The organism is Streptomyces sp. NPDC091287, assembly GCF_044768525.1.
Taxonomy (GTDB): Bacteria; Actinomycetota; Actinomycetes; order Streptomycetales; family Streptomycetaceae; genus Streptomyces.
Map to the genome: position 1 here is coordinate 185,979 of NZ_JBIVUV010000001.1, position 21,151 is coordinate 207,129.

20 protein-coding genes are annotated in these 21,151 nt (G+C 70.9%); 18 read left to right on the top strand and 2 right to left on the bottom strand.

All coding sequences use genetic code 11. The features are described 5' to 3' along the window. Positions 1 to 220 precede the first annotated feature (220 nt). The 16 genes from ACIQRW_RS00750 to ACIQRW_RS00825 all read left to right on the top strand — a co-directional run bounded on the left by ACIQRW_RS00750 (position 221) and on the right by ACIQRW_RS00825 (position 16,653). Positions 221 to 1,717 carry a DUF6801 domain-containing protein gene (locus ACIQRW_RS00750; RefSeq protein WP_403752388.1) on the top strand — a complete coding sequence of 499 codons (1,497 nt, stop codon included), beginning with the start codon at positions 221 to 223 and terminating at the stop codon, positions 1,715 to 1,717. Between the two features lie 532 nt (positions 1,718 to 2,249). Further along, the gene (locus ACIQRW_RS00755) at positions 2,250 to 3,236 is read left to right on the top strand and encodes an ABC transporter ATP-binding protein (protein WP_403752391.1); all 987 of its coding nucleotides are present in this window, start codon (positions 2,250 to 2,252) and stop codon (positions 3,234 to 3,236) included. Beyond that, positions 3,233 to 4,105: an MlaE family ABC transporter permease gene (locus ACIQRW_RS00760; protein WP_403752394.1), complete on the top strand. Its 873-nt coding sequence runs from the start codon at positions 3,233 to 3,235 to the stop codon at positions 4,103 to 4,105. The genes ACIQRW_RS00755 and ACIQRW_RS00760 overlap by 4 nt, the downstream gene beginning before the upstream one ends. Before the next feature lie 3 nt (positions 4,106 to 4,108). Further along, positions 4,109 to 4,912, top strand: a complete 804-nt coding sequence (locus ACIQRW_RS00765; protein ID WP_215110544.1) for an ABC transporter permease — start codon at positions 4,109 to 4,111, stop codon at positions 4,910 to 4,912. Further along, positions 4,912 to 6,201: an MCE family protein gene (locus tag ACIQRW_RS00770; RefSeq protein ID WP_403752397.1), complete on the top strand. Its 1,290-nt coding sequence runs from the start codon at positions 4,912 to 4,914 to the stop codon at positions 6,199 to 6,201. The genes ACIQRW_RS00765 and ACIQRW_RS00770 overlap by 1 nt, the downstream gene beginning before the upstream one ends. Continuing rightward, the gene (locus ACIQRW_RS00775; protein ID WP_403752400.1) at positions 6,198 to 7,229 is read left to right on the top strand and encodes an MCE family protein; all 1,032 of its coding nucleotides are present in this window, start codon (positions 6,198 to 6,200) and stop codon (positions 7,227 to 7,229) included. The genes ACIQRW_RS00770 and ACIQRW_RS00775 overlap by 4 nt, the downstream gene beginning before the upstream one ends. Further along, complete coding sequence (locus ACIQRW_RS00780) at positions 7,226 to 8,245, top strand: MCE family protein (protein WP_403752403.1); 1,020 nt, start codon at positions 7,226 to 7,228, stop codon at positions 8,243 to 8,245. Before ACIQRW_RS00775 ends, ACIQRW_RS00780 begins: the two co-directional genes overlap by 4 nt. A gap of 1 nt (position 8,246) precedes the next feature. After that, positions 8,247 to 9,401 carry an MCE family protein gene (locus tag ACIQRW_RS00785; protein ID WP_403752406.1) on the top strand — a complete coding sequence of 385 codons (1,155 nt, stop codon included), beginning with the start codon at positions 8,247 to 8,249 and terminating at the stop codon, positions 9,399 to 9,401. Next, complete coding sequence (locus tag ACIQRW_RS00790) at positions 9,398 to 10,630, top strand: MCE family protein (RefSeq protein WP_403752409.1); 1,233 nt, start codon at positions 9,398 to 9,400, stop codon at positions 10,628 to 10,630. The genes ACIQRW_RS00785 and ACIQRW_RS00790 overlap by 4 nt, the downstream gene beginning before the upstream one ends. After that, positions 10,627 to 11,862, top strand: coding sequence for an MCE family protein (locus ACIQRW_RS00795; protein ID WP_403752412.1), 1,236 nt, complete (start codon positions 10,627 to 10,629; stop codon positions 11,860 to 11,862). Before ACIQRW_RS00790 ends, ACIQRW_RS00795 begins: the two co-directional genes overlap by 4 nt. After that, positions 11,859 to 12,380 (top strand): hypothetical protein, encoded by a 522-nt coding sequence (locus ACIQRW_RS00800; protein WP_403752415.1) that lies wholly within the window; start codon positions 11,859 to 11,861, stop codon positions 12,378 to 12,380. The genes ACIQRW_RS00795 and ACIQRW_RS00800 overlap by 4 nt, the downstream gene beginning before the upstream one ends. Positions 12,381 to 12,403: 23 nt before the next feature. Next, on the top strand, positions 12,404 to 12,994 hold the full coding sequence (locus tag ACIQRW_RS00805; RefSeq protein WP_403752417.1) for a hypothetical protein: 591 nt from the start codon (positions 12,404 to 12,406) through the stop codon (positions 12,992 to 12,994). Positions 12,995 to 13,053: 59 nt separating this feature from the next. Continuing rightward, a complete protein-coding gene (locus tag ACIQRW_RS00810; protein WP_403752420.1) occupies positions 13,054 to 13,656 on the top strand; it encodes a nuclear transport factor 2 family protein in 603 nt (200 codons plus the stop codon). Positions 13,657 to 13,717: 61 nt separating this feature from the next. After that, positions 13,718 to 14,470: a hypothetical protein gene (locus tag ACIQRW_RS00815; RefSeq protein ID WP_403752422.1), complete on the top strand. Its 753-nt coding sequence runs from the start codon at positions 13,718 to 13,720 to the stop codon at positions 14,468 to 14,470. Positions 14,471 to 14,496: 26 nt separating this feature from the next. Then, positions 14,497 to 15,765 carry a lytic transglycosylase domain-containing protein gene (locus ACIQRW_RS00820; protein ID WP_403752425.1) on the top strand — a complete coding sequence of 423 codons (1,269 nt, stop codon included), beginning with the start codon at positions 14,497 to 14,499 and terminating at the stop codon, positions 15,763 to 15,765. Between the two features lie 159 nt (positions 15,766 to 15,924). Further along, entirely contained in the window at positions 15,925 to 16,653 is a 729-nt protein-coding gene (locus ACIQRW_RS00825; RefSeq protein ID WP_403752428.1) for a hypothetical protein, read from the top strand. Between the two features lie 138 nt (positions 16,654 to 16,791). On the opposite strand, the gene ppk2 is transcribed toward ACIQRW_RS00825, so the two are convergent. Both ppk2 and ACIQRW_RS00835 read right to left on the bottom strand, forming a co-directional pair. Further along, positions 16,792 to 17,760, bottom strand: a complete 969-nt coding sequence (ppk2, locus tag ACIQRW_RS00830; protein WP_403752431.1) for a polyphosphate kinase 2 — start codon at positions 17,758 to 17,760, stop codon at positions 16,792 to 16,794. Positions 17,761 to 17,893: 133 nt separating this feature from the next. Beyond that, positions 17,894 to 18,955 (bottom strand): ATP-dependent DNA ligase, encoded by a 1,062-nt coding sequence (locus ACIQRW_RS00835; RefSeq protein ID WP_403752434.1) that lies wholly within the window; start codon positions 18,953 to 18,955, stop codon positions 17,894 to 17,896. A 76-nt stretch (positions 18,956 to 19,031) separates the two neighbouring features. Between ACIQRW_RS00835 and ligD the strand changes: the two genes are divergently transcribed. Together ligD and ACIQRW_RS00845 are read left to right on the top strand one after the other, a co-directional pair. Beyond that, positions 19,032 to 20,081, top strand: a complete 1,050-nt coding sequence (gene ligD / locus ACIQRW_RS00840) for a non-homologous end-joining DNA ligase (protein ID WP_403752437.1) — start codon at positions 19,032 to 19,034, stop codon at positions 20,079 to 20,081. Continuing rightward, positions 20,078 to 21,145, top strand: a complete 1,068-nt coding sequence (locus ACIQRW_RS00845) for an ABC transporter permease (protein WP_403752440.1) — start codon at positions 20,078 to 20,080, stop codon at positions 21,143 to 21,145. Before ligD ends, ACIQRW_RS00845 begins: the two co-directional genes overlap by 4 nt. The last annotated feature ends 6 nt before the right edge of the window (positions 21,146 to 21,151 follow it).

Below are 21,151 nucleotides of genomic sequence, written 5' to 3' on the forward strand. Positions count from 1 at the left end.
CCCTTCCCAGGCGTCGTCGGCGTGCGTACCGTACCCGTCGGTAGGGGCCGTATCCCCCGTCCGGCCGACGTACGGCCGAGCCCGGCCGTCGTACCACCGAAGCCCGCCCGACGTCCGTTCGAAGTCCGCTCGACGTCCGCCCGCAGGGGCCGTTGCCGAGAAGTGGACCCGCTTTCCGCAGCCATCCCTGGGCCCACGCGCGCCGGAAGGACACATCCGTATGACCGTCGATGCACGCGCCGCAGCGAGACGACCGATCCACTGGGCCGTGGGCGGGGCGCTCGTCGTCGCCACCGCGCTCGTCCCCAGCGCCGAGTCGGCCGCCGCGGAACAGACCTCGGAGGTCGCCCTCCGCTACGCCTGCCCGTTCCCCTCCGGGCCTGAGGAAGTGGACGTCGTCGTCTCGGCGGTGCTTCCCACCTCGGTTCGCACGGGCGAGGAGATCCGCCCGTCCCAGATCTCCGTCGAGGTGAACCTGGAGCCCACGGCGCTCGCCCGGTTCGGGGAGCTGGACGCCGCCACCCTGTCGGCCGTCGCGCGGCTCACCGTCCGCAACACCGTCGGCGACCGGTCCGCCGACGCTTCCTGGCAGGATCTGACCGCTCCGCCCGTCGCCCTGCCCGGGCCCGACGGGGGTGGCCTGGCCCTGACCGCGACCGGTGACGTGCCGACGGTCTCCTTCGGCAGCCCCGGGCGCGCGACGCTGGCCCCCGCCGAACTCGCCCTCTCGCTGTCCTCGCTCACCGGAGCCGGCGAGCCGACCACGCCCCCCGGGCTCGACGTCACCTGCGAACCGGCCCCGGGCCAGGAACCCGAACTCGCCGCGATCACCGTCCGCGGCGACAGCGACCCCACGGCCCCCGCTCCGCAGCCGTCGGCGAGCGACCCCGCACCGGACCCGACCCCCACCCGGCCGGCCGAGGGCCTGTCGCCCGGCGCCCGGGAGAGGATCGACGCCCTCACCGACGAACGGCTCGCGGCCCTGGACGGCGAGGACCCGGGCAGCTGCCCGATCGAGATCCCGCCCGAGTGGGTGATGACCACCGCCGAGACCTACGCCGCCGGCTACGCCAACGCCGCCAAGCTGGACGGCGCGGCGGCGCTGGGGCCCGCGTTCATGAAGGTGGTGCTCAACAAGCGCTACATCAACGACTCGTGCGCCTCGACCGTCGACGTCAGCTCGGAGGTGAACTTCGACTACCAGGGGCGCCGGCAACTCCCCCCGACGAAGGCCACGTTCCTCAGCTACGGATTCATGCCGACGACCGCGACCATGACGCTGGAGCAGGTGGGCCCCCCGGCCGCGATCCACACCCACACGGTCACCAACACGCCCACCTACCCGGAGGAGACGACCGTCACGGCCCAGCTCGTGATGCGGCTCTCCGATGTCGAGGTGAACGGCGTCCCCCTGGACGTGGGCCCCGACTGCCGCACGGAACGCCCCTTCGAGCAGGTGCTGAGAGGGTACGGCCAGAGCTATCCTCCGGCCGGCTACCTCGTGGCGACCGGCGGCAGCCTGACCGGGTACGCCCACATCCCGCCGTTCGAGGGCTGCGGTGTGGGGGAGGACCTCGACCCGATCTTCACCTCGGCCATCTCCAGCCCGGGCAAGAAGGCCGACAACTACACCAAGATGACACAGGCGCCCCTGTGCGTGGCCACGAACCCGGAAGGGCCGGACTGCCCGCCGAGGGTGCCCGACCCCGAGCGCTGACCCGAACACCACCCGAGCCCTTCCGGTCCCCCGACCGGAAGGGCTCTTTTCCTGCCCACCGGCCGTCGTGTGATTCCTCATCATCCGACAGGTTTGACGCGCGGATTACTCACCCGTGAACAATTCTCCGCCCCGCGTGAATTCTCGCCGAGGAAAGTCTGTACCCAGTATTGCGAAGTCAGGTTACCGGCCCGTAGCGTCCCAGACGTGCCGATCGAAACCGACTGCGTGCCTGTTCGGCGGGCACACCCGGGCCCGGTTCGCTCCGCTCCGGTCCAGGGGGCACCCCGGATCAAACGCCCACTGCTTGCGCAGATTTCGACAAGGACGGGCACCGGCCTTGTCACCGAATGACAAGTGATCCTTTCTCAGCCCCGCGTTCGTCGATCTCCGCTGTTCAACGGCTTGCCCTGGCGGTTTCGACGGACATAACGTGCGCCCCCTGGTGCATGTGTGACGAGTCGCCATCGCTTTTCTCAGAGCCGGAGCGCCAATCGATGAACACGTTCACCGCCACTTCGAGGGAGGGCCGATGGGAATCGAAGTAGTCGTCGAGGGCCTGACGAAGTCCTTCGGCAAGCAGAACATCTGGCAGGACGTCAGCCTCACCCTGCCCGCCGGTGAAGTGAGCGTCATGCTCGGTCCTTCCGGAACCGGAAAGACCGTTTTCCTGAAATCCATCATCGGGCTGCTCAAGCCCGAACAGGGACGCGTCCTCATCAACGGCGTCGACATGGTGAACAGCTCCGAGCGCGACATCATGGAGACCCGGAAGCTCTTCGGCCTCATGTTCCAGGACGGGGCCCTTTTCGGCTCGATGTCGCTCTTCGACAACATCGCCTTCCCGTTGCGCGAGCACACCCGCAAAAAGGAATCCGAGATCCGCCGCATCGTCATGGAGCGCATCGACATCGTCGGGCTCCTGGGCGCCGAGGGAAAGCTGCCGGGCGAGATATCCGGCGGCATGCGCAAGCGCGCCGGCCTCGCCCGCGCCCTGGTCCTGGACCCGCAGATCATCCTCTGCGACGAGCCGGACTCCGGCCTCGACCCGGTCCGCACCGCCTACCTGTCGCAACTCCTCATCGACCTCAACGCGCAGATCGACGCGACGATGCTCATCGTCACCCACAACCTCGACATCGCGGCGACCGTCCCCGACAACATGGGCATGCTGTTCTGCCGCAACCTCGTCACCTTCGGCCCGCGCGAGGTGCTGCTCACCAGCGACACCCCGGTCGTCTCCCAGTTCCTCGCCGGACGCCGCGAAGGCCCCATCGGCATGTCGGAGGAGAAGGACGCCGCCACCCTCGCCGCCGAGCAGCAGGCCGACACCGCCCCGCTGCGCACCGGGCCCCGCACCGTCGTCCCCCAGCTGGAGCCCTCGCCCGGGATGCCCGTACGCCAGGGCGCGCTGCGCCGCCGGGAGCGGGTCATGTCGATGATGGGCCAGCTGCCGGAGGCCGCCCGTACGGCGATCCTCCACAGCTACGCCCCGGCCGCGGGAGGTGCGCGCACGTGACCGCCCCGATGCCGGTGCGGCCACCCGAGCCGCCCGAGAAGCCCCCGCCGCCCACCGACCGCGGGGCGACCGCCCCGTCCGCGCCCGAGCAGCGGCGGCCCTCCCGGCTGCTCGCCCCGCTCCGCGAGACCGGGAAGCTCTTCGCGCTCGCCGTCGCGGTAGCCCGGGCGATCTTCCGCCGCCCCTTCCAGGTGCGCGAGTTCATCGAGCAGTTCTGGTTCGTCGCGAGCGTCACGATCCTGCCCGCCGCCCTCGTCTCCATCCCCTTCGGCGCGGTCATCGCCCTCCAGGTCGGCTCCCTCACCCAGCAGCTCGGCGCCCAGTCCTTCACCGGCGGCGCCAGCGTGCTGGCGGTGATCCAGCAGGCGAGCCCGATCATCGTGGCGCTGCTGATCTCCGGGGCCGCCGGATCCGCGATCTGCGCCGACCTCGGCTCCCGCAAGATCCGCGAGGAACTCGACGCGATGGAGGTCATGGGCGTCTCGCCCATCCAGCGCCTCGTCGTCCCCCGGGTGCTCGCCACCATGCTCGTCGCCGTCCTGCTCAACGGCCTGATCTCCGTGGTCGGCACCCTCGGCGGCTACTTCTTCAACGTGATCATGCAGGACGGCACCCCGGGCGCGTACCTGGCGAGCTTCTCCGCCCTCGCCCAGCTGCCCGACCTCTACATCAGCGAGTTCAAGGCCCTGATCTTCGGCTTCATCGCGGGCATCGTCGCCGCCTACCGGGGCCTCAACCCACGCGGCGGCCCCAAGGGCGTCGGCGACGCGGTCAACCAGTCCGTCGTCATCACCTTCATGCTGCTGTTCTTCGTGAACATGGTCCTCACGGCGATCTACCTCCAGATCGTCCCCGCGAAGGGGAGCTGACCCATGGCGATGCTCAGCTGGCTCGACCGATCGGGCGACCAACTCACCTTCTACGTCAAAGCACTCGTCTGGATCCCGCGCACCCTGCGCCGCTATCTGCGGGAGGTGCAGCGGCTGCTGGCCGAGGTCGCCTTCGGCAGCGGCGGACTCGGCGTCATCGGCGGCACCATCGGCGTGATGGTCGCCATGACCCTGTTCACCGGCACCGTCGTCGGACTCCAGGGCTACGCGGCCCTCAACCAGATCGGCACCTCGGCGTTCACCGGGTTCATCTCCGCCTACTTCAACACCCGGGAGATCGCCCCCCTGGTCGCCGGCCTCGCCCTCTCCGCCACCGTCGGCGCGGGCTTCACCGCCCAGCTCGGCGCGATGCGGATCAACGAGGAGGTCGACGCCCTGGAGGCGATGGGCGTCCGCTCCATGCCCTACCTCGTCACCACCCGGATCATCGCCGGGGTCGTCGCGATCGTCCCGCTGTACGCGATCGGGCTGCTCTCCTCGTACGTCGCCTCCCGCTACATCACCATCTTCTTCAACGGGCAGTCGGCGGGCACCTACGACCACTACTTCAATCTCTTCCTCTCCCCGCAGGACGTGCTGCTGTCGGTCCTCAAGGTGCTGATCTTCAGCGTGCTGGTGATCCTCGCCCACTGCTACTACGGCTTCCACGCCACCGGCGGACCGGCCGGAGTGGGCGTGGCGGTCGGCCGGTCGGTGCGCAACGCCATCGTCCTCATCAGCGTCACTGACTTCTTCCTCTCGCTCGCCATCTGGGGCGCCACGACGACGGTGAAGGTGGCCGGCTGATGCGCGCCTCCAGCACACGCACGGTCCGCCGACGGCTGGCCGGAGTCACCTTCCTGGTGGTGCCCGCCGTCCTGGTGTGGGTCTCGGTCTCCGTGTACGAGAAGGACTTCACCGACGACGCCACCGTCACCGTCCGCACCGGAGCGGTCGGCAACGAGATGCACGACAACGCCGACGTGAAGCTGCGCGGCGTCGTCATCGGACAGGTCCGCTCCATCGCCACCGACGGCGACGGCGCCCGCCTCACCCTGGCCATCGACCGGGACAAGCTCGACCAGGTCCCCGCCGACGTCACGGCCCAGATGCTGCCCACCACCCTCTTCGGCGCGCGGTTCGTCGCGCTCGTCCCGCCCCGCATCCCCACGGGCACCACCATGCGGGCCGGGGCGGTCATCCCGCAGGACCGCTCCAGCAACGCCATCGAGCTGGAACAGGTCCTGGACAACCTCCTGCCGCTGCTGACCGCCGTGAAGCCCGAGAAGCTCTCCGCCACCCTCAACGCGGTCTCCCAGGCGCTGGAGGGACGGGGTGAGCGCCTCGGCGAGACGCTGACCACGCTGGACGGCCACCTGAAGAAGTTCAACCCCCAACTCCCCACCCTCAACGCCGACATCAAGGAACTCGTCAAGGTGAGCACGCTGTACGCGGACGCCGCGCCGGACGTCCTCGACGCACTGACCGACGCCGCGGTCACCAGCTCCACCCTCGCCGACCAGGAGGCCCGGCTCGCCGGGCTCTACGGCACCACCACGGCCGCCGCGCAGGACGTCACCTCCTTCCTGCGGGAGAACAAGGACAACCTCATCCGGCTCTCCGCCAACGGCCGCCCCTCCCTCGAACTCCTTGCCGAATACGCCGAGTCGTTCCCCTGCACCCTGCGCACCATGGCCGACTTCGTGCCCGCCATGGACAAGGCGCTGGGCAAGGGAACCGACGAACCGGGGCTGCATGTGTCGATCAAGTCCGTTCCCTCCAAGGGCAAATACCTCCCCGGCAAGGACACCCCGGCCTACAGCGCGAGCGGCGGTCCCGCCTGCTACTCGGTGCCGTACGTCGGCAAGCACGCCCCCACCGCCGACACCCGCCGGGCCATCGAGGTCACCGCGCCCCCGGCGGACCCGGCCGACGACGCCGGCACCGGGCTCGGACTGCCCAACTCGCCTCAGGAGTCCCGGCTCGTCAACGAACTGGTCGCACCCTCGCTGAAGGCCCGGCCGGGAGATCTGGCCGACTGGAGCAGCGTGCTCATCGGCCCGGCCTTCCGCGGTGCGGAGGTGAAGCTCAAGTGAAACGCCGCTCGCTCGCGGGACCGATCACCAAGTCCCTCGTCTTCATCGTCGTCACCGTGCTGGCCACCACCGTCCTCGGGCTCTCCATCGCCAACACGGGCGTCGGGGACACCACCACCTACAGGGCCCGGTTCACCGACGCCACCGGTCTCATCCCCGGCGACAGCGTCCGGATCGCCGGAGTCAAGGTCGGCCAGGTCGAATCCGTGAAGGTCGCCGACCGCCGGGTCGCCGAGGTCGCCTTCGCCGTACGCAAGGGGCGCAGCCTCCCCGCCTCGGTGACGGCGTCCATCAAATACCTCAACATGGTCGGCCAGCGGTACGTCGACCTCGACCGGGGCCCCGGCCCCGTCGGCCGGGCCTTCGCGCCAGGCGACACCATCCCGCTCTCCCGCACCACCCCGGCACTCGACCTCACCGAGCTCTTCAACGGCTTCCAGCCCCTCTTCGAAGGACTGTCCCCGCCCGACGTCAACCAGCTCGCCGGCTCCATCGTCCAGGTGCTCCAGGGCGAGGGCGGCACCGTCGACAGCATCCTGCGGCACGTCGGCTCGCTCACCACCACCGTCGCCGCGAAGGACAGGGTGATCGGCGAGGTGATCAAGAACCTCAACACGGTCCTCAAGACGGTCAACGACCGGGAGGCCGGCTTCGACGACCTCGTCGTCACCCTGGAGAAGCTCGTCACCGGATTCTCCGGCGACCGCAAACCCCTGGGCGAGGCCATCACCGCGATGGGCGCGCTCACCACCGTCACCGCCGACCTCTTCCAGGACGGCAGGAAGCCGCTCAAGGACGACATCCGCCAACTCGGACGTCTCAGTGGCCAGTTGGAGAAGGGCACTCCGCAGATCGAGAACTTCCTGCAGAAGACCCCGGCCAAGATGGCGGCCATCAGCCGGCTGACGTCCTACGGATCGTGGCTCAACCTCTACCTCTGCGAAGCGAAGGTCAGCGGCGTCACCCACGACGACGGCAGCAAGCCGCCGGGCGGCATCGCGATCACCCAACCGAGGTGCCTGGCATGAGAATCACCCCCATCCGGGAACGCAACCCGGTCGCCGTCGCCGTCGTCGGGCTCCTCGTCCTGACCCTGCTCGGCCTCGCCGCCTGGCGCGCCGACTCCCTGCCCTTCGTCCAGGGCGGCACCTCCTACAGCGCCGACTTCACCGAATCCGCCGGACTCACCGACGGCGACGAGGTGCGGATCGCCGGAGTGAAGGTCGGCGAGGTCACCGGCGTCTCCCTCGACGGCGCGAAGGTCCGCGTCGACTTCCGGGTGAAGAACGCCTGGATCGGCGACTCCTCCACCGTGGGCATCGCCGTCAAGACCCTGCTCGGCGAGAAGTACCTCGCCGTCGACCCCCTCGGCGACGCCCCGCAGGACCCCGGCTCCCGCATCACCGCGAGCCGCACCACCTCCCCGTACGACGTCACCCAGGCGTTCAACGGCCTCGGGGAGACCATCGGGGAGATCGACACCGAACAGCTCGCCAAGAGCTTCGAGACGATCTCCGCCACCTTCAAGGACTCCCCGCCGCACGTCCGCAGCGCCGCGAGAGGGCTCTCCGCCCTCTCCCGTACGGTCTCCGAACGCGACGCCCAGCTCGCCACCCTGCTCCGCAACAGCAAGAAGCTCACCAAGACCCTCGCCGGGAAGAAGAGCAGCTTCGAAACGCTCCTGGAGGACGGGAACCTGCTGCTCGGCGAGATCCAGGCCCGCCGCGACTCCATCCACCTGCTGCTCACCGGCACCCGCGACCTCGGCACCCAGCTCACCGGACTCGTCCGGGACAACGACAAGCAGCTCGGGCCGACCCTGGAGTCCCTCGGCCGGGTCACCGCCGTCCTGGTCAAGAACCGCAAGAGCCTCGACAAGGTCCTCGCGATGACCGGCTCCTACAGCCGGCTCGTCGGCAACACCCTCGGCAGCGGGCGCTGGTTCGACAACTACGTCTGCGGAGTCGTGCCCAAGAACTACCTCCCCGCCGGCACACCCCCGGCGACCGGCTGCATGCCACCCCGGCAGCAAGGGGGCCGCTGACATGAGACGCACCCGCATCACCGGCATCACCGCCGGACTGGCCCTCGTCGCCGTCGCGGCCGTTACCGGCGTGAGCGCCCTGGAGGAGGACGGGAAGAGAACCGTCACCGCCTACTTCGAACGCGCCACCGGCGTCTACGCCGGATCCGACCTGCGGATCCTCGGCGTCAAGGTCGGAACCGTCACCTCCGTGGAGCCCCGCGGCGAGGAGGTGAAGGTCGTGCTGCGCCTCGACCGCGGCATCGACGTCCCCGAGGACGCCCACGCCGTCGTCGTCGCCCCCAGCCTCGTCGCCGACCGCTACATCCAGCTCGCGCCGGCCTACGACGGCGGCCCCCGGCTCGCCGACAGCGCGGTCCTGCCCGCCGCCCGCAACGCCACCCCCGTCGAGGTCGACGAGCTGTACGCCTCCATCACCGAACTCTCCACCGCCCTCGGCCCGAACGGCGCCAACGCCGACGGGGCGCTCGCCCGGCTCCTGGACACCGGGGCGAAGAACCTCGACGGCAACGGCAAGGCCATCGGCGACTCGATCGAGCAGTTCGGCAAGGCCACCAAAACACTCGACAGGAGCAGCGGCGACCTGTTCGACACCCTGGCCCACCTCCAGTCCTTCACCACCATGCTCAAGGAGAACGACGGCAACGTCCGCAGCGCCGAGCAGCAGCTGAACACGGTCACCTCCTTCCTCGCCGACGACAAGAAGAACCTCAGCGCGGCCCTCAAGGAACTCGGCACCGCCCTCGGCCAGGTCAAGACCTTCATCGCCAAGAACCGCGGCGCGCTCAAGAAGAACGTCGAGGCCCTGGTGCCCGTCACCCAGGCGCTCGTCGACCAGCGCGCCTCGCTCGCCGAGGCGATGGACACCCTCCCGCTCGCCGCGGGCAACGTTCTCAACGCCTACGACCCCGCCAACCGCACCCTCAACGGGCGCACCAACCTCAACGAACTGTCCATGGGGGGACCGCTCGTCGACCCCGGGGCCGCCTCCGCCGCCGGCCGGCTCACCGGCCTCGCCCCCGTCGACGCGACCCGCCGCAAGGCCCTGCCCGCCCTGCCGCTCCCGGAGGTCGGCACGGTCTACGGCACCCCCGAGAAGCAGCCCGGCAAGCAGCCCGGCCAGCAGTCCGGCAAGCAGAAGGGGGCGCGACGATGAACGACGACGACCGGCGCAGACCCGTCGTACGGGCCGCCGTCGGAGCCGTGGCCCTCCTCGCCACCGGTGCGCTGATCGCCCTGGTCGTGGTCCGCCCCGACGGCCCCTCCTTCACCGGCATCGAGCAGATCCCGTTGCCCGGCGGCGCGGACCTCGGCGACCGGCCGTACGAGGTCACCGCCGAGTTCGGCGACGTCCTCAGCCTCGCGCCGCAGTCCTCGGTCAAGGTCAACGACGTGGCCGTGGGGCGCGTCACGAAGATCGCGCTGGCCCCGGACGGCTGGCGGGCCCGGGTCACCATGCGGGTCAACGGGAAGATCAAGCTCCCCGCGAACTCCTACGCCCGCCTCGAACAGTCCAGCCTGCTCGGCGAGAAGTTCATCCAGCTCGCGCCGCCCCCCGAGGGCACCGCACGCGGGTCGCTCGCCGCCGGCGGCCGTATCCCGCACTCCCGCACCAACCGGAACCCGGAGGTCGAAGAGGTCTTCGGCGCACTGTCCCTGCTCCTCAACGGGGGCGGTGTCAACCAGCTCAAGACCATCACCACCGAACTCAACAAGGCGCTCGCCGGGCAGGAACCGCAGATCCGCTCCATGCTCAACCGGGTCGACACCCTCGTGACCAACTTGGACGAGAACAAGAGCGACATCACCAAGGCCCTGGACGGCGTCAACCGCCTCGCCGCCACCCTCGCCACCCGCAAGCAGGACGTCGGCACGGTCCTCACCGGGCTCAGTCCCGGACTCAAGGTCCTGGAGAAACAGCGCGGTTCGCTGCTGACCATGCTGCGCTCCCTCGACACCCTCTCCACCGTGGCCGTCGACACGATCAACCGGAGCAAAGCCGACATGATCGCCGACCTCAAGGCGCTCGCCCCGACCCTCAAGGCGCTCGCCGACTCCGGCCAGGACCTCCCCGACTCCCTCCAGGTGCTGCTGACCTACCCCTTCACGGACGAGGTGCTGCGCGGTGTCAAGGGCGACTACCTCAACGTCTACCTGGACGTGACGGCCCTGCCCGGTACGCAGATCATCCCCGCGCTCACCCCGGATCCCCCCGGGATCCCGCCGCTGCCCCCGGCCGAGGGCGAAGGCGCGGCGGCCCGGGGCGCGCTGCCCCTGCCCCTGCCGCTGCCCGCCGTGTCGGGAACGCCGAAGCCCGGCGCATCCGGAACGTCGAAGCCGGCCGCCCCCGGAACGCCGAAGCCGGAGAAGGAGGCGACACCGTGATCACCCTCGCCATCCGGCTGAAGAACCTCGCCTTCCTCGTCATCGCCACGCTGGCCCTCGGCTACCTGGGGGTGCGGTACGCCGATCTCGGCCACTACGTCGGACTGCGCAGCTACTACACCGTCACGGTGCAACTCCCGCAGACGGGCGGCCTGTACACCCACTCCAACGTCACCTACCGGGGCGTCTCCGTGGGCCGCGTCGGCCCCATCGAGCTGACCGAGGACGGCGTCGAGGCCGAACTGCGGATCGAGAAGGACGCGCCGCCGATCCCGGACAGCCTCACCGCCGTCGTCGCGAACCTGTCGGCGGTCGGCGAGCAGTACGTCGATCTGCGGCCCACCCGCAAGGAAGGGCCCTTCCTGGGCAACGGCTCGGTCATCGACGAGGCCGACACCACCACCCCCGCGCCCCCGACCGACGTCCTCACCAGCGTCGACGACCTGGCGAGCTCCGTGGACCTGGAGAGCCTGCGGACCGTCGTCGAGGAGTTCGGGGCCGTTTTCGAGGGGCGCGGCGACGACCTCCAGGTCCTGCTGGACACCAGCGGCGACTTCATCGAGGCCGCCGACAAGGCCCTGCCGGTCACCACCCGGCTGATGGCCGACGGCGAGCGAGTCCTGCGCACCCAGGCCGAACAGGGGCAGGCCCTCAAGGGCTTCGCCTCGGGGGCCAGGGAACTGGCCGCCGAACTCAAGGGCTCCGACGCCGACCTGCGCCGCCTCATCGCGACCACCCCGGACGCCGCCGTCCAGATCAGCGGACTGCTGCGCGACCTGGACCCCGCCTTCGGCGTCGTCGTCGCCAACCTCCTCACCACCTCGGAGGTCGCCGTCACCCGCCAACGAGGCCTGGAGGAACTCCTCGTGAAGCTGCCCGCCGTCGCCGCCGCCGGAGCGAGCGCGGTCGACGACGACGGCGCCCGGTTCGGGATGTCCGTCACCTTCTTCGAACCGCTGCCGTGCACCGCGGGCTACGGCGGCACGGTCTACCGCAACGGCCTCAACACCTCGGACGGGCCCGCCGTGAACACCGCCGCCCGCTGCACGTCCTCGCCCGGCACCGGCATCAACGTCCGGGGCAGCGCCAACGCCCCCAAGGGCGGCCCGGTGCCGAAACCGGCTGTTCCGGGCTCGATGAAGCTGCCCGGAACGGCGGACGGCGGGTCCGCGACCGCACAGCCGCCGGCCGAGGGAATGGCCGGACTGCTGGGTCTGGGAGGCGGCTCATGACCCCCCGCACCCGACGCCGGAGCGGCTGGGCCGTCCTGCTCGTCGCCGCCCTGCTCTGCGGCCTGGGGGCCTGGTCGTACGGGCAGGCGCGCGGCGACCGCTCCCTGTCCTACGCGAAGGCCCGCGACACGGCCCTGGCCGAGGGCAGGCGGCACCTGGCGACGCTGAACAGCCTGGACGGCGAGGACGCGAAGCAGGTCGACGACGGACTACGGGCCTGGCTGGACTCCTCCACGGGGCCGCTGCACGACCAGCTGAAGCGGACCCGGAAAGCCGACGCGAAGTCCCTGACGGCCGCGGGCGACACGGCCCGGTCCAAGGTCACCTCGGCGGCGCTGACCGCCCTCGACGAGCGCACGGGCACGGCGGAGCTGATCGCCACCGTGGACGTCGAGGTCACCCCGCGCGCCGGCGCGGCCGGCACCCAGCGCAAGCGGTTCGGGGCGACCCTCGCCCGTACGGCCGACGGCTGGAAGGTCAAGGCGCTCACAGCGATCGGAACGGGCGGCGGCCGATGAGACCGCGGGGAGGAACGGCGACGATGAAGAGCGACATGGTCCTCGATCTCGACGTGGACGACCAGGAAGCCGGAGCGGAGACGGCGGACCCGGACGGCGCGGCGGACGTACCCCTTGGGCGGTGGCCACGCGTCATCGGCGCACTGCTGACGGTCGTGCTGCTCGCCACCGGAGGAGCCCTGTACGCCGAGGGACGCCACCTGCGGGACACCCCGGCCACGGCGAACCTCGCGCTCACCGACGCGGAGGCGACCGCCCGCGTCACCGGTGACGTCAGCAGCGCGCTCGGGAAGATCTTCTCGTACGGTCCCGGGGCCACCGCCGTCACCAGGGCGGCGGCGGAAGAGGTCCTGGCGGGCAAGGCGCTCCAGCAGTACGCGACGCTGTTCGGCCAGGTCGAGCGGCAGTCCGCCGACCAGAAGCTGACGCTCACCACCGAGGTCGTCCGGGCCGGGGTGACCCGGCTGACCGGCAGCAGCGCCCACCTCCTGGTCTTCCTCGACCAGGTCTACGAGCGCCGGGGCCGCGCCCCCACCACCGCCTCCGCACAGCTCACGGTGACCGCGCAACTGCGCGACGGACGCTGGTGGATCGTCGAGATCGGCTCCACATGACGGCGGGCCGGAGGCGATGGCGCACCGGTCCGGTTCGGCAGGCAGGGGAGAGGCAGCAGATGGCACGGCAGCGGACGGCACTGCAGGACTCAGCAGGGCAGGACCCGGCACAGGAGAGCACGGCGCCGGCAGGGACGGCACGGGCGGGGACGCGGAACCCGCTGGTGGTCGCCGCACTGGCCCTGGCGGTCTGCGCGGCCGGAGCGGCGGGCTGGGGCGGCTGGCTGCGCTACGAGGCCACCCACGACGACGCGGCGTCCTTCGCGCAGGCGCGGGACGACGCACTGGCGGCGGGCGAGCAGGCGGTGCAGAACATGAACACCCTGGACCACCGCTCCCTGGAGAACGGGCTCGACAGCTGGGAGCAGTCCACCACGGGCGATCTGCACAGCCAACTCGTCGACGGACGCGATGCGTTCGCCGAGCAGATCGCCGCAGCCAAGACGGTGAGCACCGCGAAGGTCCTCTCCGGTGCGGTGACCGAGCTGGACCAACGGGCGGGCCGGGCGGGGGTGATGGTGGCGCTACGGGTCACCGTCACCGCGCCGAAGGGTGAACCGGCGGTGAAGGAGAGCCGGTTGCTCGGGAGTCTCACCCGCACCGCCGACGGGTGGAAGCTCAGCGCGCTCGGCCAGGCGCCCGTCGGCGGCACGGGCGGCTGACCTCAGCCCCCGCATCCGCCTGCACCCGCCTGCCCCGCCCGCCCCGGAGAGGACCCCGCCCATGTCGACGACCCGTCACCTCGTGAACCGCCGCCGCCGGCTTGCCACGACGCCACCGCGCCCGCCGGGGGCCGAGACCGATCCGGCACCCGAACAGACCACCGCCGCCACCGCCGCTGCCGACGCCGAACCCCCGCGGGCAGCGGAAAGCACCGCCACCGATCTCAACACCGACCCCGACCCCGACGCCACTGCCGGGTCCGACGCCCCGGCGGATGCCCCGCGCACCAGGACATCCCGCCTCCGCGTCACGTTGCCCGCCGTGCTCTGCGCCCTCACCGTCCTCCTCGGAGCCTTCGCCGCCTGGGCGTTCACCTCGGCCGACAGCCTCCGCGACGAGCCGGCCCGGCAGAACACCGCGCTCACCGACATCGGCCGGACCAGTGAGGTGAAGGGCCGGATCAGCGAGGCGGTCGGCGCGGTGTTCTCGTACGACTACGCCTCGCCCGCCCGGTCCGACCGCGCCGCGAGCACCTATCTGACCGGCCGGGCCGTGCAGCAGCACAAGGACATGCTCGCCGACGTACGGGAGCAGGCCCCGAAGCAGAAGCTCGTCCTGACCACCACCGTGACCGAGAGCGGGGTCGAGTTCCTCGACGGCGACCGCGCCCGGCTGCTGATCTTCGCCGACCAGAGCAACACCCGTACCGGCAAGGACGAGGAGACGACGTACGCGGCGGCCATGTTCGCCGTGGACGCCGTCCGCCGCGGGGACACCTGGCTGATCGCCGCCATCGACACGTTCACCCGCTGAGCCCCGGAGAGGGGAGTGGAGTCCAGATGAGCTTCAACCGCACGGTGCGCCGACGGCTCGGCACCACGGCCACCGCCGTCGCCGCGATGACCGCGCTCACCGCCTCCCAGGCCCCGGGGGTCGCGCTGCCCGAGCCCCGGCAGGGGAAGGCGGCGGCTTCGGACGACGTCGTGTGGAGCGAGGTGCCGGGTGACGACGTCTACCACACCGAGTTGCCTCCGCTGCGGTCCCCGAAGCCGCCCGCTCCCCCGAAGCCCGGGGCGAAGCCCGATCCGCTCGTGGCCCGCGCCTGGTCCGAGGCGGGCATTCCGGCGACCGTGCTGGCCGCCTACCGCAAGGCCGAGAGTGCGGTGGGCCGCGGCGACCCGGGCTGCGGGCTGCCGTGGCAACTGCTCGCGGCGATCGGCAAGGTCGAGTCGGGCCAGGCGTCCGGCGGGCGGGTCGACGCCCGCGGGACGACGCTCACCCCGATCCTCGGCCCCGCGCTCGACGGGAAGGGCTTCGCCCTGATCCGGGACACCGACGACGGGGCGTACGACGGCGACCGCGCCTACGACCGGGCCGTCGGGCCGATGCAGTTCATCCCCTCGACCTGGGCGGCCTGGGGCGCGGACGGCAACGGCGACGGCCGCCGGGACCCGAACAACATCTACGACGCGGCGCTCGCCGCCGGGCGCTACCTCTGTGCCGGGTCCCGCGATCTGACCCGCCGCGCCGACCTGGACCGGGCGATCCTCAGCTACAACCGGTCCGAGACATATCTGCGGACCGTGCTGTCCTGGCTGGAGTTCTACCGCAGCGGAAGCCATGCGGTCGCCGACGGCCAGGGTGTCCTCCCGGCCGGCCCCGGCCCCGGCGGGAAGACCCCGCCCAAGGCAGCGGTCGGCGGGCCCGGCGCGCCGGAACGTCCAGGCAAGGGCGACGGAGGCGTCGTCGTCGGCCCGCAGCCCACCCGGCCGCCGAGTCCGACGCCCACCCCCCGTCCCACGGGCCCCGGCTCACCGAGCCCGAGCCCCGACCCGACGGACCCCGGCCCCACCGACCCCGGCCCGAGCCCCAGCCCCGACCCGACCGGTCCGACCGACCCGGGTCCCACCGATCCGGGCCCGAGTCCCAGCCCCGACCCGACGGACCCCGGCCCCACCCCATCGCCCGACCCCGGCGAGACCGGCCCGGGCTGCCCCGACGACACCCCGTCACCGTCCCCGTCGCCGCCTTCTCCGAAGGAGGAGACACCGGGTGGCCAGGACGAACCGGGCGATCCCTGCGTGCCGGGCGAAGGGTCCGGTGGCTGAACCAGGTACGGTCTGCGCGTTTCGCACCTGGCTCGGCACAGTCGCTCTCCTGGCCAGGATATGAGCATGAACGGAAACACGTAGGTGGAATTCCGTTTACGCCGGGTACCCGGGCAGGTGAAGGCCAGTAACGGCCCTTCACTGTTCTGGGAGGGAAAAGTGACGAAGAAAGTATTCCTGGCTGTGGTTTCGGTGTCCCTGGGGGCGACCGCGCTCGCCGGATGCGGCGGGGAGAAGAGCGGCGACGAGGCGTTCGGCGGAAAAAGCGCGGATACGATCGCGGCGGACGCGGTCAAGGCGACGCGCGACGCGAAATCCTTACGGGTCACGGGAAACGCACGACAAAAGGGCGGGAACGAGATAGGTCTCGACTTCCATGTCGACGACCAGGACCGGTGCGAGGGCACGATGACCGGCCGGGGCGCCAAGGCCGACATCCTCCAGGTCGGGCAGCAGGTCTATGTGCGCGGTGACGAGAAGTTCTGGCAGAACTCACTGCAGGGCAGGCCCGGTACCGACGGGGCGATCGAGCAACTGCACGGCAAGTGGGTGAAGTCCGAACAGGGACAGTCCGGCACCGAGGGAATGTGCGACAAGCAGGCGTTCCTGGCCGCGCTGGACAGCGACAAGTCCGAGCGGAAGGGATTGAAGAAGGGGGACACCACGGAGATCGACGGGCAGTCGGTACTGGCCCTGGAGAAGAAGCAGTCGGGTGGCGAGAAGATCACCATGTACGTCGCCACCGAGGGCGATCCCTTTATCCTCAAGGCGGTCACCGAGGGCGGAGACGCGCCGAGTGAGGTCGTGCTGAGCGATTACAACAAGAAGGTCGACGCGCAGGCACCGGCCGACGCTGACGTGGTCGACCCGAAGAAGATCACTTCCTGACCAGGAAAGCTTTTTGCGCATGATGTATGACGCATGATTTTTCGCGCGGTGCGTTTCAGCCCCCGGCACACGGAATTCCTCTCCCCTCCCCCGAGGGGAGAGGAGAGAAGAGGGCCGTGGGGCTGAACGCTCCGGGGGTCACGCCCGCCCGGGATGGTCTCCCGGCCCGTGGGCCCTGCCGGTCAGAGGGGTGGGCGAGAGATCCGCCCATTCCTCACCCGGCTCCAACAAGGTGTCCGCGGGACCGACGATGAGCGGATCCGGGGCACCCACGGCCTTCTCGTCCTTGCTGTCGTAGTCGAAACGCCCCAGAAGGCTGCGCATCGCCTCCAGCCGGCCGCGCTTCTTGTCGTTGTTCTTCACCACGGTCCACGGCGCGCTCTCGGTGTCCGTGGCCCGGAACATCTCGACCTTCGCGGTGGTGTACTCGTCCCAGAGGTCCAAGGAGGCCACGTCGGTCGGCGACAGCTTCCACTGGCGTACCGGGTCGACCTGCCGGATCGCGAAGCGGGTGCGCTGCTCGGCGCGGGAGACCGAGAACCAGAACTTCACCAGCAGGACACCGTCATCGACCAGCATCCGCTCGAACTGCGGGGCCTGCTTCAGGAAGTGCTCGTACTGCTGCGGTGTGCAGAAGTCCATCACGCGCTCCACCCCGGCCCGGTTGTACCAGGAGCGGTCGAAGAAGACGATCTCGCCGGCGGTCGGCAGATGCGCCACATACCGCTGGAAGTACCACTGCCCGCTCTCCCGTTCGGTGGGCTTCTCCAGGGCGACCACGCGCGCCCCACGCGGGTTGAGCCGCTCGGTGAACCGCTGGATCGTGCCGCCCTTGCCCGCCGCGTCGCGGCCCTCGCACAGGACCACCAGCCGCTGCCCGCTCTCGCGGACCCACCGCTGGAGCTTCAGCAGCTCGATCTGGAGGAATCGTTTCTCCTGTTCGTACTCCCTGCGGCGCACCCGCCGGTCGTACGGGTAGTTCTCCCGCCACGTCTCGAGAGGACGGCCCTGCTCGTCGAGGAGCACGGGCTGCTCGGGGCGCCGACCGTCGACGGTCAGTCCCTTCAGCAGCTCCGCGGGGTCGGTGTTCCGGTCGTCGTCGGTCATGGTCGTGTCCCCGTTCGCTTCGCATGGGCCGGTGCGGCGGGAGAGGGCCCACCCGCCGCGGATGAGCCCTCTCCCGCACGAGCATGTTCCCCGACAGCCGCCGGGCATGTCCGAGCGGGCGCGGTGACCGGGGTCAGCCGCCTGACAGCACCTCGGACAGGTCGTAGGAGACGACCTCCTCCAACTGCGCGTACGTACAGCCGGCGGGGGACCGGTCCGGCCGCCACCGACGGAACTGGGTGGTGTGCCGGAACCGGTCGCCCTCCATGTGGTCGTAGGCCACCTCGCACACCCGCTCCGGGCGCAGCGGCACCCAGGACTGGTCCTTCTTGCCCGACCAGCGGTTCTGCGTCCCCGGCAGCCGGGACTGCTCGTGCGCCGCCGCGTCCGCCCAGGCGCCCCACGGGTGCTCGGCGAACTCGACGCGCAGCGGGGCGAGTTCCCCGGCCAGCTCGGCGCGCCGCTTCATCGGGAAGGCCGCGCAGACCCCGACGTGCTGGAGCACGCCGTCGGCGTCGTACAGGCCGAGCAGGAGCGAGCCGACGACCGGGCCGCTCTTGTGCTCGCGATAGCCCGCCACCACGACGTCGGCGGTCCGCTCGTGCTTGATCTTGTACATCGCCCGGGCGTCCGGCCGGTAGGGGAGATCGAGCGGTTTCGCCACGACCCCGTCGAGCCCGGCCCCCTCGTACCGTTCGAACCACTCCCGGGCGACCTCGATGTCCGTGGTGGCCGGGGCGAGGAACACGGGCGGGGACGCTTCCGAGAGCGCGGCCCTCAGCACCTCCCGCCGGTCCGCCTGCCGGGTGGGGAGGAGGGAGGTGTCGTCGACGGCGAGGACGTCGAAGGCGATCAGGCTCGCCGGGGTCTGCTCGGCGAGCATGCGCACCCGGGAGTCCGCCGGATGGATGCGCTCGCTGAGCCGCTCGAAGTCGAGCCGCCCCTCGTGGGCGATGACGATCTCCCCGTCGATCACGCAGCGGGGCGGGAGGTTCTCCCGTACGACGTCGACCAGGTCGGGGAAGTAGCGGGTCAGGGACTTGCCCGTGCGGCTGCCGATCTCCACCTCGTCGCAGTCCCGGTACACGATCGCCCGGAAGCCGTCCCACTTCGCCTCGTAGCTCATGCCCGGCGGGATCTTGGAGACCGACTTGGCGAGCATCGGCTTCACGGGCGGCATCACCGGCAGGTCCATGCGCCGATTCTGGACCGCGACCCCGCCCGTGTCTCCCGATGTGCGGCATATGTGCGACCGGCCTACGGTGGCCGTCATGGGAGCAGCGGTGGAGCTGGACGCGGGCGGACGGGCCGTGAGGCTGTCCAACCCGGACAAGGTGTACTTCCCGGAGAAGGGCTACACCAAGAGGGACGTGGCCGAGTACTTCCTGGCGGTGGGGCCGGGGATCACCCGGGCCCTGAACCACCGGCCGACCACGCTCCAGCGCTTCGTCGACGGGGTGGAGGGCGACTTCTTCTACCAGAAGCGCGCCCCGAAGAACCTCCCCGAGTGGATCCCCACCGCCCGCATCGCCTTCCCCAGCGGCCGGCCCGCCGACGAGATCTGCCCCACCGAGCTCGCCGCCGTGATCTGGGCCGCCAACCTCGGCACCCTCACCTTCCACCCCTGGCCGGTCCGCGCCGGGGACACCGACCACCCGGACGAACTCCGCATCGACCTGGACCCGCAGCCCGGCACCGACTACGCGGACGCCGTCACCGCCGCCCATGAGCTGCGCTCCGTCCTGGAGGACCACGGCGTACGCGGCTGGCCCAAGACCTCCGGCGGCCGGGGCATCCACGTCTTCGTGCCCATCGAACCCGCCTGGACCTTCACCGAGGTACGGCGTGCCACCATCGCCGTCGGGCGTGAGCTGGAGCGGCGGATGCCCGAGCGGGTGACGACCGCCTGGTGGAAGGAGGAGCGCGGCGAGCGGATCTTCGTCGACTTCAACCAGACCGCCCGCGACCGCACCATCGCCTCCGCCTACTCCGTACGCCCCTTCCCGCACGCCCCGGTCTCCGCGCCGCTGCGCTGGGAGGAGATCGACGACGCCGAACCGCGCGACTTCGACATCGTCACGCTCCCGGCGCGCTACGCCGAACTCGGCGACGTCCACGCCGACATGGACCAGGAGGCGTTCCGGCTCGACGCCCTGCTGGAGCTGGCCGACCGGGACGAGAAGGAGCGCGGACTCGGCGACATGCCCTATCCGCCGGAGTATCCGAAGATGCCCGGCGAGCCCAAGCGCGTCCAGCCCAGCCGCGCCCGCCACGACGACGCCAGCCGCGCCCGCCACGACGACGACGGTGAGATGGCGTGAGCGGGAGCGGCGACCGGCACGGTGCGCACGGGCGGCCGCTCACCCTCCGCGAGCGCTGGGAGGCGTACAAGAACAGCCCGTTCCTCCCCGCGACCGTCCTCGTCCTGATCGTCGCCGCCGCGGCCGGTCTCTTCGCGGGCTCCTACACGTACGCGATGGCCGACCCGACCCCGCACCGCATTCCCGCCGCCCTGGTCACCCGGCCGGAGGCGGCGCGCGGCGAGGCGTTCGTCGCGGGCATGGAGAAGGCCCTCGACGCCTCCCTCGAACTGCGCGACTACCCCGACGTCGCCGACGCCCGACGCGCCCTGGACGAACAGAAGGTCTTCGCCATCGTGCGCGCGTCCGACGGGGGAGTGGCGCTCGACGTGGCCGGAGCCTCCGGCGCGTCCGTGGCCGAGCTGCTCGGCAAGGCGGGCCTGGAGGTGGGTGACGCCACCGGGGTCGAGGTCACGGTCCGGGACATCAAGCCGCTCCAGCGGGGCGACCCGCGCGGGCTCGCCCTGTTCTACATCTCGCTGGCCGCCGTGATCATGGGCTTCCTCGGCGCGATCCAGCTCAGCGTGCACGCCCACGGCCTGAACCCGGCCGAGCGGATCGCCTTCACCGTGGCCTACGCCCTGCTCGGCGGGTTCGCCATCGCGGCGGCCGTGGACTGGTGGCTCGGGGCGGTGAACCTGCCGTTCGTCCAGTCCTGGCTGATCCTGGCGTTCACGATGTTCACCTCCGGCATGGTCTTCACCATGTTCAACACGTTGATGGGCCGCTGGGCGATGATCCCCACCTGGGGCGTCATGGTGCTGCTCGGCAACCCGTCCTCCGGCGGCGCGGTGTCCTGGCCGCTGCTGCCCTCGGCGCTCGGGCACATCGGCCGCTGGCTGCCGCCGGGAGCCTCCGTCAACGCCCAGCACACCGCCGTCTACTACCAGGGCCACCAGTTCGTCTTCCCGTACCTGGTCCTCGCCGGCTGGGCGCTGGTCTCCTGCACGGTGTTCTGGGTGTGGCGCCACCGACACCCCGGTGGCCGCGCCCGCACGCCGGAGCATGCGGACGCGGCCACCTGAGCGAGC

Bases quoted from the DNA above. Each gene is read 5' to 3' on its own strand.
- ACIQRW_RS00750 (WP_403752388.1), top strand. From the start codon at position 221: ATGACCGTCGATGCACGCGCCGCAGCGAGACGACCGATCCACTGGGCC.
- ACIQRW_RS00755 (WP_403752391.1), top strand. From the start codon at position 2,250: ATGGGAATCGAAGTAGTCGTCGAGGGCCTGACGAAGTCCTTCGGCAAG.
- ACIQRW_RS00765 (WP_215110544.1), top strand. From the start codon at position 4,109: ATGGCGATGCTCAGCTGGCTCGACCGATCGGGCGACCAACTCACCTTC.
- ACIQRW_RS00770 (WP_403752397.1), top strand. From the start codon at position 4,912: ATGCGCGCCTCCAGCACACGCACGGTCCGCCGACGGCTGGCCGGAGTC.
- ACIQRW_RS00780 (WP_403752403.1), top strand. From the start codon at position 7,226: ATGAGAATCACCCCCATCCGGGAACGCAACCCGGTCGCCGTCGCCGTC.
- ACIQRW_RS00785 (WP_403752406.1), top strand. From the start codon at position 8,247: ATGAGACGCACCCGCATCACCGGCATCACCGCCGGACTGGCCCTCGTC.
- ACIQRW_RS00790 (WP_403752409.1), top strand. From the start codon at position 9,398: ATGAACGACGACGACCGGCGCAGACCCGTCGTACGGGCCGCCGTCGGA.
- ACIQRW_RS00800 (WP_403752415.1), top strand. From the start codon at position 11,859: ATGACCCCCCGCACCCGACGCCGGAGCGGCTGGGCCGTCCTGCTCGTC.
- ACIQRW_RS00805 (WP_403752417.1), top strand. From the start codon at position 12,404: ATGAAGAGCGACATGGTCCTCGATCTCGACGTGGACGACCAGGAAGCC.
- ACIQRW_RS00810 (WP_403752420.1), top strand. From the start codon at position 13,054: ATGGCACGGCAGCGGACGGCACTGCAGGACTCAGCAGGGCAGGACCCG.
- ACIQRW_RS00815 (WP_403752422.1), top strand. From the start codon at position 13,718: ATGTCGACGACCCGTCACCTCGTGAACCGCCGCCGCCGGCTTGCCACG.
- ACIQRW_RS00820 (WP_403752425.1), top strand. From the start codon at position 14,497: ATGAGCTTCAACCGCACGGTGCGCCGACGGCTCGGCACCACGGCCACC.
- ppk2 (WP_403752431.1), bottom strand. From the start codon at position 17,760: ATGACCGACGACGACCGGAACACCGACCCCGCGGAGCTGCTGAAGGGA.
- ACIQRW_RS00835 (WP_403752434.1), bottom strand. From the start codon at position 18,955: ATGGACCTGCCGGTGATGCCGCCCGTGAAGCCGATGCTCGCCAAGTCG.
- ligD (WP_403752437.1), top strand. From the start codon at position 19,032: ATGGGAGCAGCGGTGGAGCTGGACGCGGGCGGACGGGCCGTGAGGCTG.